The sequence below is a fragment of the Nocardia sp. NBC_01388 genome (genome assembly GCF_045040085.1).
Lineage (GTDB): Bacteria > Actinomycetota > Actinomycetes > Mycobacteriales > Mycobacteriaceae > Nocardia.
The window spans coordinates 3,894,076-3,908,878 of record NZ_CP109553.1 but is presented as its reverse complement, the minus strand read 5'-3'; the positions used below and the strand labels follow the sequence as shown (position 1 = coordinate 3,908,878).

The following is a 14,803-nucleotide window of genomic DNA, read 5'->3' as shown; positions in this document are numbered from 1 at the left end:
GTACCAGCTCAGCGTAGTAGATTACCCGCAATAATCCGCGCCTTCGCACGCGCGGTGGCAGGGCCCCGGCGCGGCGGCCCTGACACGGCGTGTTTCCTCATGTCAGCGGCTGGTCCTTGATCGCCAGCTGCTGCTGTCCGCGCTGGTGGGTGACCTCACGAATGCCCAGCGCAGCGTGCAATTTGCCGGCGGGCAGCGTCACCGGTTTCGGCGCCGGGCCGTCGCCGGGCGCCGGCAGCGGATAGGCGGTGGTGGTGCCGCTGTAGAAGGTGACATTGCCCTCGGTCTTCGTGAACAGCTGGTGCACATGACCATTCAGGCAGGTGACCGATGCGAAACGGGCGAGATAACTCAGCATCTGGGTGGCATCGTCTGTGCCCCAGCCCCATTGCGGATACATGGCGAACAGCGGGATATGGCTGAACACGATGATCGGTGTGTCGCTGGACAACCCGGACACATCCTTGCGGACGAAGTCCAGCTGATCCTGGCCGAGGTGACCCAGCGCCCGCAGATTCAGTGTATTGACCAGTCCGATCACATGCACGCCCGCGATATCGAAGCTGTACCAGCCGTCGCCGCGGGTGCCCTTACCGAACGCCGAGCGATAGCGCTGGCCACCGTCGTCACTCGAATCATGCTCTCCCGGAACGGTGAACACGTGCGGGGTGTGCAGTCCGCCCATGAGCTGTTTGACCTGATCGAACTGCTCCGGTGTGGCCAGATGGGTGAGATCACCGGTGTGAATCACGAAATCGGGGGTGTACCCGAGCGAATTCACCTGTCCGATGGCCTCGGTGAAGGTGTCGGTGACATTGGCGTTCGCCGCACCGGTGAAACCGATGTGACTATCGCTGACCTGCGCGAATCGCAGGGTCGGGCGGCCGGTGGCGGCCGCGGCGGTGCCCGCGATATGCGAGACCACCTCCCCGCCCACGACCGCCAATCCCACCGCCGCGCCGAACCAGGCGCTGTGCCGCATGAGCTGGCGGCGGGTCATGGCCTGCGGATCGCGTGGATCCATCTCCCGGCTCATCCCGTCACCACCACGGTGCCGTGCATGAACGGGTGGATCGAGCACACGTAGGCGAAGGTCCCCGCCTTGGTGAACTTGAACGTGTACGTGGCGCCGGTGCCCATATTCGGTGATTTGAAGCCGCCGGTGGCCGGGGAGATATTGTGCGGCTCCTCATCGCGATTGGTCCACGTCACCGTGGTGCCCACCGGGACGGTCAGGGTGGCGGGGGAGAACGCGAAATTGGTGATGGTGACGGCGTTCGGACCGGCCGGTGCGTCCGCAGGCGCCGTTGCCGGTGCGGATGTGCTCGGCATGGTCATACCGGGCATGCTGGGCATGGCCGATCCGGTGCCGTCCGGCACCATACCGGGCGTATCGGTGCCGGAAGCGAAAACGAAAGTGGGAGCGGCATTGTCGGGTGCGTTACCGCCGCTGCCGCACGCACTCACCGACAGCAGCGCTGTCGCCGCGGCGGCGACGGCGAGCGCCGTCCGCCGCGGGCTGCGGATAAATCTCATGGGTCCGGGCCTCCATCCGGGATGTGTCCGTCCGCTGCTGCGGGACCGGTCACATGGAGATAGCGACCCGGGTTACACGGTCGGCGCGAAAACCTCGATGGCGCCGTTGTTTTCCCGCACCTGCAGGTGCGGGAGCGGTGCGGGGGAGATGGGCAGCTGATGGGACAGCACGGCCCCGCTGATGGAGAAGGAGGTCGAATGGCAGGGGCAGCGCAGCCGATCGGCCGGAGCGTCCAGCCACAGTTTGCAGCCCTGATGGGTGCAGATCCCCGAGACCGCCACCGGAATTCCGTTGGCGCGCCGCACGAATCCGTTGAGGGTGCCGACATCGAACGAGACCGTGCCGCCCTCGGGCAGGTCGGCGCTGGCCGCGATGGGCCGCCACGAGCCGTTGGTGGGCGTCAAGGTCGACTGTGCGGCAGGCGTATTCGGCTCCGCCTCATGGGTGATCATGCGATCGACGACCACTCCGGCGGTGGCGGCCGCCGCGGCGGTGGCGGTGCCGATGAGCACCTGCCGCCGGCGGGTGGTCCCGCGGTGCGGAGGCGACTCTTCTTGCGGCTCAGCCATTTCGGCCGCGAGCCGCTGCTGCAGTCCGGACAGGAAGTCCGGGCTGGGCGCGGTGCTGCCGAGCCGGGCGGACTGCAGCCCGATGGCGGTGCGCATCTCCTCGGCATCGTTCTCATCGGGCCGGAACGCGCGCGGTCGGCGCCCGGCCAGGAGCTCCTCGACGTAATGCCGCACTTCCCGCTCGCTCACCGCGCACCTCCCTCGTTCAGCCGCGCCGCCATCTGCAACGCCCTGTGCTGCAACACCTTCGCATTGGCGACGCTGACACCCAGGTCCTGCGCCGAATCCTTGACAGACAGGCCCTGCAGGAATCGCAGTTCCAGTATTCGCCGATAATTCCCGGACAGCTGCTCGAGCACTGCGCGCGCCCGCAGCTCGGCGCGTCCGTCCGATACGCCGTCGGGCGGATCGTCCGCGAAATCGTCATCGATCGTGGTGATCTCACGCCCCATGCGGGTACGCCAGTAGCCCGCGAGCACCGTCCGCGCGGTCGCTCGCAGGTAGGCCCGCACCTCCGGCACGGAAGCCGAGATCCGCAGTGGCTTGAGCGCCACCGTGAACACCTCGGCCGTCAGATCCTCGGCATCGGGCCGGTTGCCGACCTTGCCGAACATCAGCGCATACACCCAGGTGACATTGTCTCGATAGAGCGCTTCCCACCCGGAGTACCCGTCACCGGACACCAGCCGCAGCTCCCGGCCGGAGCTCACGCCTTCGTCCGCCCGCGAGCGATCGGACCCTGTCCGACGCACCATGAATCGACGCTCCCCGAATCCACCAACGACGTGTCTTCACGTCTTTCAGTAGATAGCGAGCGGGGTTACACCGCGCCCGTTTTCGGGATCCTCATTCGTGCGCCTCGACCGGAGCGGCCTGCTCCAGCTCGGCGGCAACCGTCTCCGGGAAGACGAACTTGCGCATGGCCCACCAGCGGAATGCCGTCGCGAGCAGGGTGCCGAGCACCGTGGCGCTGATGAAATCGGCGATATTCTCCACCAGCAGCGACACATGTGGCGTGCAGAGCAGGAACACATACCGCGACACCCACAGCGGCAGCACCGTGATCCCCGCGCCCAGACCGGCGACCACGAAGAACAGCGTCGCCTCATGCCTGCGCTGCCGCCCGCCCCGCGCGGTGAAGGCCCACTCCCGGTTCAGCACATACGACACCACGGTCGCGATGACAGTCGCGACGATATTCGCGGTAATCGGCTTCTCGTGCAGAATCGTCCACTTCAAGCCGAAGAAGAGCGCCGTCGTGGTGACGAACGCGATGCCGCCGACGGTGAGAAACTTCAGCAACTCCGCGTTCCGCACAAACACCGACAGCATTCGTCTCGGGAGCCGCGCGGCAACAAATTCGACCATGAACACCGAGTCAGGCTAGCCGAGCCCGCACAACGCCAACCACCCGCCAGAAGCGGGGGTCTCAGGACGCCCGCCCAGGCACCCAGCTGTTCCCGGGCTCCGTCCACCCCCGATTCTTCACCATCTTCCGGGCGGCCCGCCTGTTCCGGCCGATGAGTCGTTGCAGGTAGAGGTGTCCGGTGAGGTGGTCGATCTCATGCTGAAAGCAGCACGCGAGATAGCCGCGGGCCACCACGGCAACAGGCTGCCCGGCAACATCGACCCCGGTGACCCGCGCTCACTCCGCCCGTCCGGTGGGAAACCACTCACCGGGAACCGACAGACACCCTTCGAGATCGTCTTCCGGGTCGGGCATCATCTCCGGAATCTCCGAGGTCTCGAGCACCGGATTGATGACATGCCCGCGGTGCCGGACTCCGGAGTCGATCAGGTCGTACACGAATACCGCCCGCGGATCGCCCACCTGGTTCGCCGGAGTCGACATCCGCCCCGACCCGGTAGATCTCGCCCTCGTAGTCAGCGCCGACCTCGACCGCACCCTCCTCCGCGGCTACTTCGAAGACCGTGTGGCCGCCCTCCAAGCAAGAGTCTCCAGAATCAAACACCACCCGGACCGTCAGTCCCCCAACCAAACTCGCGCCGAAGACCTCATAGTCGACCACGCCCGAATGCGCCTGCAATCCGAGATCGTCTGGCACCAAAAGGTTCTCGCGGACATAGAAACCTTGGAACTGACCGCCGAGCGCGTTTCTTCATCGGAGTAGACGTCGCTGCTGCCCTGGCAGCCGGGCTTCCAGTGGGAAGGCTGCTGTGGTCCCGTTCTAGAGAAACAAGAGAGCGAGGTACAAGAGATAAAAGATGCCTGGACGAGAAGGAGAGAAAACGGCAAAAGAACAAGACGGAAAAGAGCAAGAGGTGCGAAAGAGGCTGGTCGGTCCGTCGGTCTGAATATTCTTATATCACAACATGATTCGCCTTTCCTGGCCTATGGTGCGGCGGTAGGATAGGGGTATGAATTCAGGGGGAGAATCCGCGAATACCGGCAGTGCCCGTGCACTGTCGGTGGCGGTCGATCACCTCCTGAACGCTTGCCTGGTTCCGTTGCAGGATGATGAATTCATCGCGGTGATGCGGGAAGTGGAAACGTGTAAACGCAAACTCGAAGCCGTGCAGACCCGTTTCGTTGTGGAGACCACCAGCCGTGGGTTGGCTCAGCGTGGTGGTGTTGCGTCTGCGAAGGTGTTCCTGCGTCAAACCTTGGGTATCTCCCGCGCTGATGCTGCGTCCCGGGTGGGTATCGCGGTGGAGACCGGTCCGCGCATCGTCTCGGGTGTGGAACTCGAACCGACCCTTGCGCATGTGGCTGCCGCGCATCGTGAGGGGGTGATCGGTGTGGATCATGTGCGTCGGATCATGACGGTGATGAACCGTTTGCCCGGCAGCCTCGACGCCGATGTGCGTGAGGCCACGGAGTTGCAGTTGACCGAGTTCGCGCCCACCGGTTACCCGGAAGGGTTGCCCGTCATGGGGGAAGTGCTGCTCGCGGGTTTGGATCCGGATGGTTCGTTGAGTTCGGAGGCGGATCGGGACCGGATGCGCGGGCTGACCCTCGGGGCCGAGCGTGCTGATGGGATGTCGCCGTGGAACGGGGAGATCAACCGCAAGCTGCGGTCGGTCCTCGAGCCGATGTTCGCCAAGCTCGCCCGCCCCGGTATGTGCAACCCGAAGGACCCGCAGAGTCCGTGGGTGTCGGACCACAAGCTCAGCGCACAGGAGTTGGCGGCGTGTGTCGAGCGTGATACGCGTTCTCCGGCGCAGCGTAATCATGATGCGTTGCTGGCGTTTTTGCGTCCGGAGTTCGGTGGCCCGGCCAAGCTGGGTAAGCATCGGGGGTTGCCGGTGTCGGTGATCGTGACGATGAGCGTGTCCGATCTGGAAGCCGAAGCCGGTGTGGCCACGACCGCCTCGGGTGGGATCGTGTCGATCCCGGAAGCCTTGGAGTTGGCGGTGAAGTCGAACAAGTATCTGGCGGTGTTGAATCCGGTGGGGTTGCCCCTGTATCTGGGTCGGGGTGAGCGGTCGGCGGATCTGGAGCACACCCGCAGTTCCTCGGGTATCGAGAGCGGCATCGCGGGTGAGTCCCGTTCGGGGAGCCCCGATCCCGGTGCTCGTTGCGCGAGCCCCGAGCGTGTTTCGCGGGCCGGCGGTTCCGGCCACGACCTGTGCTTGTTCGGCACCGCGTGTGAGTCCTGCTCGACCACCCTCGACCACGACTCCCACTCCTCGGGTACCGAGCGGTGCACCGAGCGTAAGTCTGGGTCGGCGGGCCTCGGTGCAGGCACTCGGCCCGCGTGTTTGGTGTTCGGTCCGCGAACCTTCGGTGCCGACCCGGTTCCCCGGCTGGCCAGCCCCGCTCAACGACTGGCGCTCATCGCCTCCGAAAAAGGCTGCACCCGGCCCGGGTGTGACGCCCCGGCGACGATGTGCGCGGTGCACCACATCACCGAATGGGCCCAGGGTGGGCCCACCGATATCGACAACCTCACCCTCGCATGCGATCACTGCCATGCCCAGGTGCACGACGGGCCCGGAGGGTGGAAAACGGTTGTGATGGGACCGGATTCGGAGTTCGCGGGGCGGACCGGATGGATCGGGCCCCCGCACATCAACCCGACCGGGGAACCACACGTCAACCACCTGCACCATCCGTTGGAGCTGAAAGCTGCTGCGCTGGCGCGGATCCGGGCCCGCAACGAACGAGAATGGCAGCACAACCGGCAATAGGCCGCCACCCACCCGCCAAACACCTGTTCCACCGCCGGGGCTCCTGCCCGCCGGTGCTACAGGTCGTTGTGCGGGCAGGCGTTTCGGGTTCTCGGTCTTCGGGTTCTTGGTCTTTCGGGTTTTGTCTTTTCGGGTTTCGTCTCTGAAACCGGACCACAGCCGGTCGACCCTGCTGGTACCGCAGGTTCCTCCCCTGCCGGGGAGCCAAGGTTGGAGCCAAGGTCGGGTACCCCACCCGACGCCACCAGCACGGCCATCCCGGGCCCTGCCCGCACCCCGGGGACCCAACACCGCCCCCTCGGCGCACGCAACCCAGGTGCACCGGCCTCATCTCGGCCTCGAATCCACCCGAAGGGCATCACACCTGCTGCCCGACTTGGCTTTTCGGATTCCCAATCCTCGATCCTCCGCCGAGACCGACCATTCCCTCCGAATGATCCGGAAGGACCGCGGAAGGCCTCAGCGGATTAGAACCGTTGAGGCCTTCGGCATTCCGGGGGTCAGGGGGCGGGGTGGAAGAGGGTGCCGTGGTAGATGCCGCGGAGGGTGTGGAGGGCTACGAGGGCCCAGGCGGTGAGGAGGAGGGTGAAGAGGGCTACTGCGGTGATGGCGAAGATATTGGCGCCGGTGTGGGTGTAGAGGACGGTGCTGCCGGTTACGCAGGTGCCCAGGGGGAAGGTGAAGCCCCACCAGGTCATGTTGAAGGGCATGGTCTTTCGGGTGTGGTAGGTGACGGCGATGGCGAGGGAGAGCCAGAGGAGGGCGAAGCCCCAGGTGGGGACGCCGAAGATGAGGGCGAAGACGTCGAGGCCTGCCGATTCGCGGTCGGGAAGTGCGGTGGGGGCCACGTTCGCGAGTTGGCCTGCGGCGGTGACGGATTGGCCGAGGGGGCCGAGAACCAGCCAGACAGTGGCGACCATGCCCGCGGCGGGGAGACCGTGGTGCAGCAGCCGCGACCAGATCACGGTGATGGTGGCGATGGCGGCAATGAGGCTCAGTCCGAACATGGCCAGACAGAGGAACAGCATGGTCATTCGGGGCTGGCCGGCGGGGATGTGAGGGATGAGCAGGGCACCGGTGGCGGCCGAGACCATGGGAGGCACCACGGGCATGAGCCAGCCACCGAAGGCTGCATCGGCGTCGAAATTGTGGCGGGTCATCATCCGGAAGGGAATGGCGCACGCGGCAAGCAGCCCGAGCGCCGTGCCCACCGACCACAGCACCCAGTCGATGGCCACGGCGGCCGGCATTCCGATCACATCACTGCCGAGCACAAGGGTGCCCGCGCCGACGGTCAGCAGCGCCATGGGAGGAGCCCCGTAGAACTGCATCATCACCGGATGCGCCCCGTGCGAGCGAGCGATCTCGGGGTACCGCCGCCAGTGCGCCACCCATGCGACGGACAGCACAACCAGCAGCAGCGCGGCCAATGCCCACACCACGGTGGCAGCGGCCCGCAGGCCGGGGAACTGCAGCGGGAGGGTGGCGGCGGAGTTGGCGACAATGCCGGTGCCCATCACCACGGCGAACCAGTTGGGTCCCAGCGAACGCAGGGCATCGCCGGGTGCAGGGGAGGGGCGGACAGCATTGCGCGACTGCACAGGCGTACGCGCGGCGGCAACCGAGGAGACGGTATCGGTGCTGCGGCGGAAGGTCACTGTGGTCATGTATCCAGCATCGGCCCGGCAAGGATTCCCCGGTACCGGCCACAGCTCGATGGATGCATAGAACTGTTCTATGTCCACCCGAAACTCGCTCTATACCCCTTTCAGCGCTGCGGTCGCCAATGTCTCGGTGAATATTCCGAAACCGCAGCTTATGAAGTTTCGTGTCCTCGTGGCGGCCACAGGCATTCTCGGCGCGGTACTGCGGGCGCAGTGTGGTGTCCGAGCGTCCGGACAATGCCGGTCTGCTCGCACTCGAACTTCTCGACCGCATCGATGAGTTGGTGAGCGACTTCCTTGTCCGGCACCGCTTCAGCTGACGACCGAGAACCGCCGGGGGACGGGCGTGGTCCGCACCTGCCGCGCCAGGCCGAGATCCGTCGGCTGGGCACTGCGAGTGTCGAACCGCTCGAACACCGCGGCCAATTCCGGCGACCAGCGCGCGAATTCACCGCGCACCGGCCCTTCGGTATCCAGCTGGCACACCACACCGACAGCGGTGAGCAGCGCGCGGGCGAAGGGCGTGACGTAGGCCGGAATGCTCATCTGCCGATGCGCATTCGTCAGCCGCAGATCCATGACGTGCCGTACCCGATGCCGCAACCATTCGGTGCTGAATCGGAAATCGTGCTGTGTGAAGGGTTCGGTGGTCACCGCGATCCCCTCGGCGATGGTCGCCACATCGTAGGCGCGATCGGCCTCGACGAACCCGTGCCGCCGCAGCGCGGTATCGAGATCGGCCATGGTGCCATTGAGCGCGGCGTCCATGACCTCACTGACCAGATCCTCGAATCCGACCGCCGGCCAGACGACACACGCGCCGAAGTCGACAACCCCGAGCCGACCGTCCGGCAGCACCCGGAAATTACCGGGATGCGGATCGCAGTACAGCAATCCGGTGCGCGTCCAGGACGACAGCAGGAATCGCAGAATGAGCATCCCGACGCGACTGCGCTCCTCCGGCGCCCCGGATTCGATAATGCGCGAGACCGGTGTGCCGTGCAGCCATTCGCTCACGATCACATTGCCGCGCTGGGTAATGACCCTGGGCACCACGAAATCTGGATCGTCGGCATAGGCATCGGCGAAGACACGCTGGTGTTCAGCCTCGGCGGCATAGTCGAGCTCCTCGGCCACGGAGGTGCAGATGGCCTCGGTCACCGCCGGCACATCGGCGCCGGGCACAAGAACGGTGGCCAGCACCGACAGTCGCCGCAACTGTTCGAGATCATTGAGCACGGCCTCGTGCGCGCCCGGGTACATGACCTTCACCGCCGCCTGCCGCCCGTCGCGCCACACCGCTCGATGCACCTGGCCGATGGAGGCTCCCGCTGCCCGCCGATCGTCGAACTCCCGGAAGTTCCAGCGCCAGCTCTCGCCCAGCTCCGCGGCCATGGCCTCGTGCACCCGGGACGGCAGCATGGTCGGCGCCGAATCCTGCAGTTGCGCCAAGGCCTTCCGATACGGCTCGGCCAGATCCGGCGGCAGCGCGAGTTCGTACAGCGCGAGCAGCTGTCCCAGTTTGGCGGCGCAACCCTTGAGTTCGCCGAGCACCTCGAAAATGTGCTGCGCCGTGCGCATTTGGATGTCCTGGCTGACCTCGGCGGAAGATCTGCCCCGCGCCCGCTGCGCGACACCCGCCGCCCGCCGCCCGGCGAACGCAATGGGCAGGGCGGCGATTTTGGCATTGCGAACCGCGGTCCGAACCGGCGGCGTGCCACCGGTACCCCTTGAACGACTGCTGGTTCGCCGCTTGGTCATTGCTCACCTCATTGTGTACGCGGCGCGCGGCGGTTTCCGTGCAGCCCGCCGCGGTGTGCGCACGTGCAGTTTGGCATATGAGAGCCTAAACTGTCTGGGACGTATCCGAAAGTTGTCGAAAGGTGACAGGATGGGTGCCCAGACGGTCGTCGCGGATGTCGCCGACGAGCTGGCTCGCCGCGTCGCGACCGGGGAATACGCGCCCGGTGATCTGATGCCGTCCGTTCGCCAGGTCGCCGAAGAATTCGGGATGAATCGGGCAACTGCACAACTGGTGCTCGGCCGCCTGGAGTCTTACGGATTCGTGGACGCGCACCGCGGCCGCGGCTTCACGGTGCGGGATGTGCGCCGTGCCGGCGGGCTGGACGTCTACCGCCGGTTGTTCCGGCTTTCCATGCACGCACCCGAGCTGGCCGCCGATATGTTCCGCAATATCGTTGCCGCCGAACGGGTCATCGTGCTCGAGGCGCTGCTGGACTACACCGAGGGTGACGGCGGCGTCGACCCGGTGGCGCTGTACGGCGCCATCGATGAGCTGGAGTCCCTGGCCCGCGGCGAGAATCCCGATCATGCCGCCATGCTCACCATCGAAATCGGTCTGGTGCGCACCATTCTCACCGACCTCGGGCACAGCGTGCAGCGCGCGGTCCTGAACTCGGTCGGCGAAATGCTGTTCGAGGTGCCGGCGGCGGTGCGGGCGTATTTCGCGGCCTCGCCGGATCTGCATGTGCTGCTGTGGCGCTCGCTGCTGGCGGTCTGGGAGTCCGATTCGGGCCCGTCCGAACCGCAGTTGTCGCTGTTCGAGGACCTGTTCGCGCTCTACCACGAGAAGGTGGTCGCGCACTTCGAGGAATTGGTCGGCGCCGGCGCGGAGGTTGCCGGAATTTCTGCGTGACAAGCCATTTGACCAACCGTCTGAGACACTCTAGTCTTCGATTCGTGTCCCCGGGGACATGCTCTGTCACCCTCGCCGCGGCGAGTAATGGCGATACGAATCGAGGAACCATGGCGGGCAAGAGACGAACCGGTCTGACCCGGTCGGCGAAGATCGCGGCACTGCCGATGGGCATTATGGCCCGGCGCATGACCGCCACCGGCAAAGCCATCATGACCGGCGCCGATCGCGGCACCATCGACGACGCGCTGATCGACAAGGCCGCCGATGAGGTCTTCCGGGTGCTCGGCGAACTCAAGGGCGGCGCCATGAAACTCGGGCAGGCGCTCAGTGTCGCCGAGGCCGCGGTGCCCTCCCGCTTCGCCGATCGCTATCGAGATGCCCTGTCGCGCTTGCAGAATCAAGCGCCGCCCATGCCGACGGCGCAGGCGCACCGCGTGCTCGATGAACAGCTCGGCACCCGCTGGCGCGAGCGCTTCACCACCTTCGAGGACGAGCCGGTGGCGGCGGCGAGCATCGGCCAGGTGCACCGGGCGGTCTGGAAGGACGGCCGCACCGTCGCGGTGAAGATCCAGTACCCGGGCGCGGATATCGCACTCATGTCGGATCTCAAACTGCTGCAGATGCTTTCGGGCACCTTCGGGGTCTTCATGCCCGGCGTGGACGTCCGCGCGCTGATCGACGAATTCGTCGCGCGCACCGAGGATGAGCTCGACTACCGGCTCGAGGCCGATCATCAGCGGCACTTCGCCGCCGCCTATGCCGGTGACCCGAACTTCTTCGTACCCCGGGTGATCGCGAGCGCGCCCAAGGTCATGGTCACCGAGTGGATGGCGGCCACCCCGTTGTCGAAGATCATTGCCGAAGGCACTGCGCAGCAGCGGAATCGGGCCGGAGAGCTGCTGGTCGAATTCGGCCTGAGCTCACCCAAGCGGGTCGGCGCCCTGCACTGCGATCCGCATCCGGGCAACTATCAGCTGCTCGACGACGGCAGGCTGGGCATTATCGATTTCGGCGCCACCATCGCCCTGCCCGACGGTCTGCCGCCGGCGGTGGGGGAGCTGGCCCGGCTCGCGGTCGCCGAGGATTACGACGCGCTGATGGCCGCCCTGCACGCGAACGGTTTCGTGCGCCCCGGCCATCACATCGACCTGGAGCCGATCAAGCGCGTGGTGGCGCCGATCGTCGCTGAATTGCAGGGAGATCGGCTGCGCATCACGCGGGACCTGTTGCAGGGTCATATGTCGCGCGCCATGGAGATGCGGAACATGTCGGTGAACAACACTTTCGCGGTGCGCACGCCGCCGGAGCTCCCCGATCTGGTCATGCTCGGCCGCGTACTCGGCGGTGTCATCGCGGTCTGCGCGCAGCTGGATGCCGAGGGGGCCTACCTCGGATTGGTGGAGCGCTGGCTGCCGGGCTACCTGCAGGAGGGCGAAGCCGCCTGAACGACAGACGATTTCGGCCTGGCGCACCCCGCTGCGCCAGGCTGCCATGGCTGTTCAGCCCCGGCGAGGCGGTTGTTCAGCCCCCGACGAGCGCGGCAGCCGCGATCAGCGCCGCGATCACGGTGAGGGCGAGCGCCGTCAGAATCACCAGGTTCCGGGGAGTGGGCGGCTCGGCTGGGGGAGTCGGTCGATCGGCCATCGGGTTCATCTCCTGATCGGTATGGGTGGTGGCGGGTCATCGTATTCCGGTGGTTCCCAATAGGTTTGCAGTCCGGGGCGCTGCGGCATGAGCTCGGCGGCCTCCCGGGCCACCCCGACGAAGCCGGGGTGATCGATGACGAAGCGCACCGCCCGCTCCACCTCGGGCCCGCTGCCCACTCGCATGAGCGCGCGGGTGAAATTGGGGAAGGCGCGGGTGAAGTAGTAGATCAGCCGCGATTCCGCGCGCAGGGGCAGCATGGCCCGATCGGTGGCGGCCGCCTCGACGATCTTGCGGCCGGCCTTGTCCGGATGCATGCCCAGCAGCGTCATCCCCTTCACCACGATCTGCCGGGTGATGGCGACCTGCTCGGTGCTGAGGGTGGCCAGCGTGGCGGTCGCGGCCAGATTGGTGGCGATCAGGCCGGGGCACACCACGGTGACACCGATTCCGAGCGGCGCCATTTCGACCCGCAGCGTTTCGCTGAGATGCTTCACCCCGGCCGCGGTGAAGCCGTAGGGCGTCCCCATCCGCATGGGCGCGAAGGCCGCGACGGAAGAGATGTTCACCAGTTGCCCGCCGGTGCCGCGCTCGGCCATCTGTGCGCCGAACAGCCGGCACCCGTGCACGATCGCGGTCAGATTGACATCGACAATGCGCTGCAGATCAGCGGGCCGGATATCGAAAAATGGCCCGCCGACCACGATTCCGGCATTATTGACCACCACATCGGGCACACCGTGCGCGGTCTTCACATGGTCCGCCAGCGCTTCGAGCGAGAGCGGATCGGCCACATCGAGGGCATAGGGAAAGGCCGAACCGCCCGCCGAACGGATCAGTGCCGCAGTATCTTCAGCGGTCGCGAAGTTGATGTCCGCGACAATGACCTCGGCCCCGCGAGCCGCGAGGGCCTTGGCGGTGCCGCGGCCGATGCCACTGCCCGCCCCGGTCACCACGGCGAGGTGCGGGTGGAACGGTTTCATCTGTGGTCTACTCCTCCGCTGGAGAGTTGGAGTGTACACTGTCTGGGACAGTAGGTGGAAGTATGAGAACGCAGCGCCGCAGCCGCGGAATCAGGGGACCTCACATGGCAGGCTTCGAGAACGAGGTTGTCGTCATCACCGGTGCCGGTGGCGGTATCGGCCGCGCGGTGGCGCAACGCTTCGCGCGTAAGAAGGCCATCGTCATCGCCGCCGATCTGGATAAGGCGCGGGCCGTGCACACGGTGGAATCCATCGAAGCATTCGGCGGTTTCGCCACACCTTATGCGGTGGACGTCGCCGATGGAGTGGCTATGGAATCATTCGCCGAGGACATTCACACCGAATTCGGGACGCCGAGGGTATTGGTCAATAATGCCGGATATGTCACGGCCGGTCCGTTTCTGGAGCACACGCTGGAGGATTGGGAGCGGCTACTCGGCGTCAATGTGTGGGGATTGATTTACGGCTGCACCCACTTCGGACGGCAGATGGTCGAATCCGGGCGCGGCGGGCGCATTATCAATGTGACCTCGGTGGCGGCCTTCACGCCGATTCCACTGAGCACCGCGTACTGCGCGAGCCGGGCGGCCGCGCAAATGCTCACCGAGGGATTGCGCTTGGAGTTCGCCGGCACCGGTGTGGGTGTGACGGCGGTCTGTCCGGCCCTGGTGCACACCGGAATTTACGAGGACGGTGACACCGACCCGGAGAACATTGCGCGCACCATCGTCCGGGTGGCGGCCCGCAATCCCGCCGTGGTGCCGACGCCGATCGAGGCGCGAGCGCTGTACCTGGCAACGCGCGTCTCGCCCGGCGGCGCGCGCCTGGCCGCACGAGTTCTGCGGCCGGACAGGCTGACCGGATTGCGCACACGCGTGCTCCGGCCGTCGGTGCTGACCAGGATCGACGACTATCTGGCGCGGAAGCTGGAGGGTCCGGACCGCCGGTAGCCCGGCGCGGGATCCCGGCGGGCGCCGGGATCCGCACGGCCGCGGCCACTCAGATGCGAGAGGCCAGACCCTTGATGCCGAGGCGGGCGAAGGGCCGGATGAACGGTGCGGCCCAGCGCAGCGGCAGGAACGACCCGATACGAGGCTGGAATGCGATGGTCCAGGTCAGGCGGGTGCCGTCCGCGGTCTCGGTGAGCCGGTAATCCTCGGCGAATGCCTTGATCAGGATCGGAATCGAGATCTTGGTGCCGGAGACGGTGAGCTGCTGGTTCGGCGCCATGATGATCACCCGCTCCTGCACGGCGAACAGCAGTCCGTCGAAGGTGCGCAGCGCGCCCTCGCGGCGGTAATCATCGCGATAGCGAATGCCATTGATCAGCGGGATCCAGGAGAAGGTCCCGTTGAGCTGCAAGGCGTCCCACACCTTGTGCGGCGGGAACGGGAAGTCGCGACCGGCGGTGACGGTGAAGGCGGCGCGTTCGATGAATTCGCCGGCCTCCGCCGAGCTGACCGGCCGCACCTCGAATCCGTTGTCCGCCAGCACATCTTTGGTCCACAAGCGCATGAGCAGTGCGGTGATGCCGCCTGCGATCGCGCCGAGGACGACGATGACCGCCACGACGATGATGACTGTGACCATGACGT

General features: G+C 66.2%; 15 protein-coding genes and 1 pseudogene. 5 read left to right on the top strand and 11 right to left on the bottom strand.

Going from position 1 to position 14,803, the window contains the following annotated elements; all coding sequences use genetic code 11:
• Positions 1-97: 97 nt before the first annotated feature.
• The 6 genes and pseudogenes from OG716_RS19380 to OG716_RS19355 all read right to left on the bottom strand — a co-directional run.
• A complete protein-coding gene (locus tag OG716_RS19380; RefSeq protein WP_405138924.1) occupies positions 98-1,036 on the bottom strand; it encodes a metallophosphoesterase family protein in 939 nt (312 codons plus the stop codon).
• Positions 1,033-1,383 carry a cupredoxin family copper-binding protein gene (locus tag OG716_RS19375; protein ID WP_405139767.1) on the bottom strand — a complete coding sequence of 117 codons (351 nt, stop codon included), beginning with the start codon at positions 1,381-1,383 and terminating at the stop codon, positions 1,033-1,035. The genes OG716_RS19380 and OG716_RS19375 overlap by 4 nt, the downstream gene beginning before the upstream one ends.
• A 225-nt stretch (positions 1,384-1,608) precedes the next feature.
• Positions 1,609-2,295, bottom strand: a complete 687-nt coding sequence (locus OG716_RS19370; RefSeq protein WP_405138923.1) for a Rieske 2Fe-2S domain-containing protein — start codon at positions 2,293-2,295, stop codon at positions 1,609-1,611.
• The gene (locus tag OG716_RS19365) at positions 2,292-2,861 is read right to left on the bottom strand and encodes an RNA polymerase sigma factor (RefSeq protein WP_405138922.1); all 570 of its coding nucleotides are present in this window, start codon (positions 2,859-2,861) and stop codon (positions 2,292-2,294) included. Before OG716_RS19365 ends, OG716_RS19370 begins: the two co-directional genes overlap by 4 nt.
• 91 nt (positions 2,862-2,952) lie before the next feature.
• Positions 2,953-3,474: a GtrA family protein gene (locus OG716_RS19360; protein ID WP_355129738.1), complete on the bottom strand. Its 522-nt coding sequence runs from the start codon at positions 3,472-3,474 to the stop codon at positions 2,953-2,955.
• Positions 3,475-3,535: 61 nt separating this feature from the next.
• Positions 3,536-3,946: pseudogene (locus OG716_RS19355) on the bottom strand (peptide deformylase); the annotation flags it as partial.
• A 539-nt stretch (positions 3,947-4,485) separates the two neighbouring features.
• Here OG716_RS19355 and OG716_RS19350 point away from each other — a divergent pair.
• On the top strand, positions 4,486-6,258 hold the full coding sequence (locus OG716_RS19350; protein WP_405138921.1) for a DUF222 domain-containing protein: 1,773 nt from the start codon (positions 4,486-4,488) through the stop codon (positions 6,256-6,258).
• Positions 6,259-6,758: 500 nt separating this feature from the next.
• Here the strand turns inward: OG716_RS19350 and OG716_RS19345 are convergent, their stop codons facing one another.
• Positions 6,759-7,925 (bottom strand): TDT family transporter, encoded by a 1,167-nt coding sequence (locus OG716_RS19345; RefSeq protein ID WP_405138920.1) that lies wholly within the window; start codon positions 7,923-7,925, stop codon positions 6,759-6,761.
• Positions 7,926-8,086: 161 nt separating this feature from the next.
• Between OG716_RS19345 and OG716_RS19340 the strand changes: the two genes are divergently transcribed.
• Positions 8,087-8,242, top strand: a complete 156-nt coding sequence (locus tag OG716_RS19340) for a hypothetical protein (protein ID WP_405138919.1) — start codon at positions 8,087-8,089, stop codon at positions 8,240-8,242.
• Here the strand turns inward: OG716_RS19340 and OG716_RS19335 are convergent.
• Positions 8,235-9,683 (bottom strand): ABC1 kinase family protein, encoded by a 1,449-nt coding sequence (locus OG716_RS19335; RefSeq protein WP_405138918.1) that lies wholly within the window; start codon positions 9,681-9,683, stop codon positions 8,235-8,237. The two genes, OG716_RS19340 and OG716_RS19335, sit on opposite strands and share 8 nt — an antisense overlap.
• 130 nt (positions 9,684-9,813) lie before the next feature.
• On the opposite strand from OG716_RS19335, the gene OG716_RS19330 reads away from it, so the two are divergent.
• The gene (locus OG716_RS19330) at positions 9,814-10,578 is read left to right on the top strand and encodes a winged helix-turn-helix domain-containing protein (RefSeq protein ID WP_405138917.1); all 765 of its coding nucleotides are present in this window, start codon (positions 9,814-9,816) and stop codon (positions 10,576-10,578) included.
• 110 nt (positions 10,579-10,688) lie between these two features.
• Positions 10,689-12,026, top strand: a complete 1,338-nt coding sequence (locus tag OG716_RS19325) for an ABC1 kinase family protein (RefSeq protein ID WP_405138916.1) — start codon at positions 10,689-10,691, stop codon at positions 12,024-12,026.
• 76 nt (positions 12,027-12,102) lie between these two features.
• Here OG716_RS19325 and OG716_RS19320 read toward each other — a convergent pair whose 3' ends face one another.
• Positions 12,103-12,225 carry a hypothetical protein gene (locus OG716_RS19320; RefSeq protein WP_355121232.1) on the bottom strand — a complete coding sequence of 41 codons (123 nt, stop codon included), beginning with the start codon at positions 12,223-12,225 and terminating at the stop codon, positions 12,103-12,105.
• Between the two features lie 5 nt (positions 12,226-12,230).
• Positions 12,231-13,208 carry an SDR family NAD(P)-dependent oxidoreductase gene (locus OG716_RS19315; protein ID WP_405138915.1) on the bottom strand — a complete coding sequence of 326 codons (978 nt, stop codon included), beginning with the start codon at positions 13,206-13,208 and terminating at the stop codon, positions 12,231-12,233.
• Between the two features lie 104 nt (positions 13,209-13,312).
• Here OG716_RS19315 and OG716_RS19310 point away from each other — a divergent pair, with 104 nt between their 5' ends.
• Entirely contained in the window at positions 13,313-14,158 is an 846-nt protein-coding gene (locus OG716_RS19310; RefSeq protein ID WP_405138914.1) for an SDR family NAD(P)-dependent oxidoreductase, read from the top strand.
• A gap of 49 nt (positions 14,159-14,207) precedes the next feature.
• Here the strand turns inward: OG716_RS19310 and OG716_RS19305 are convergent, their stop codons facing one another.
• Positions 14,208-14,798: an SRPBCC family protein gene (locus OG716_RS19305; protein WP_405138913.1), complete on the bottom strand. Its 591-nt coding sequence runs from the start codon at positions 14,796-14,798 to the stop codon at positions 14,208-14,210.
• Positions 14,799-14,803 lie beyond the last annotated feature (5 nt).

What these genes read in the sequence shown, in the direction of transcription:
- OG716_RS19305 (WP_405138913.1), bottom strand. Translation starts at nt 14,798, where the DNA reads ATGGTCACAGTCATCATCGTCGTGGCGGTCATCGTCGTCCTCGGCGCG.
- OG716_RS19375 (WP_405139767.1), bottom strand. Translation starts at nt 1,383, where the DNA reads ATGGTGCCGGACGGCACCGGATCGGCCATGCCCAGCATGCCCGGTATG.
- OG716_RS19380 (WP_405138924.1), bottom strand. Translation starts at nt 1,036, where the DNA reads ATGAGCCGGGAGATGGATCCACGCGATCCGCAGGCCATGACCCGCCGC.
- OG716_RS19335 (WP_405138918.1), bottom strand. Translation starts at nt 9,683, where the DNA reads ATGACCAAGCGGCGAACCAGCAGTCGTTCAAGGGGTACCGGTGGCACG.
- OG716_RS19330 (WP_405138917.1), top strand. Translation starts at nt 9,814, where the DNA reads ATGGGTGCCCAGACGGTCGTCGCGGATGTCGCCGACGAGCTGGCTCGC.
- OG716_RS19325 (WP_405138916.1), top strand. Translation starts at nt 10,689, where the DNA reads ATGGCGGGCAAGAGACGAACCGGTCTGACCCGGTCGGCGAAGATCGCG.
- OG716_RS19345 (WP_405138920.1), bottom strand. Translation starts at nt 7,925, where the DNA reads ATGACCACAGTGACCTTCCGCCGCAGCACCGATACCGTCTCCTCGGTT.
- OG716_RS19360 (WP_355129738.1), bottom strand. Translation starts at nt 3,474, where the DNA reads ATGGTCGAATTTGTTGCCGCGCGGCTCCCGAGACGAATGCTGTCGGTG.
- OG716_RS19350 (WP_405138921.1), top strand. Translation starts at nt 4,486, where the DNA reads ATGAATTCAGGGGGAGAATCCGCGAATACCGGCAGTGCCCGTGCACTG.
- OG716_RS19315 (WP_405138915.1), bottom strand. Translation starts at nt 13,208, where the DNA reads ATGAAACCGTTCCACCCGCACCTCGCCGTGGTGACCGGGGCGGGCAGT.
- OG716_RS19310 (WP_405138914.1), top strand. Translation starts at nt 13,313, where the DNA reads ATGGCAGGCTTCGAGAACGAGGTTGTCGTCATCACCGGTGCCGGTGGC.
- OG716_RS19320 (WP_355121232.1), bottom strand. Translation starts at nt 12,225, where the DNA reads ATGGCCGATCGACCGACTCCCCCAGCCGAGCCGCCCACTCCCCGGAAC.
- OG716_RS19365 (WP_405138922.1), bottom strand. Translation starts at nt 2,861, where the DNA reads ATGGTGCGTCGGACAGGGTCCGATCGCTCGCGGGCGGACGAAGGCGTG.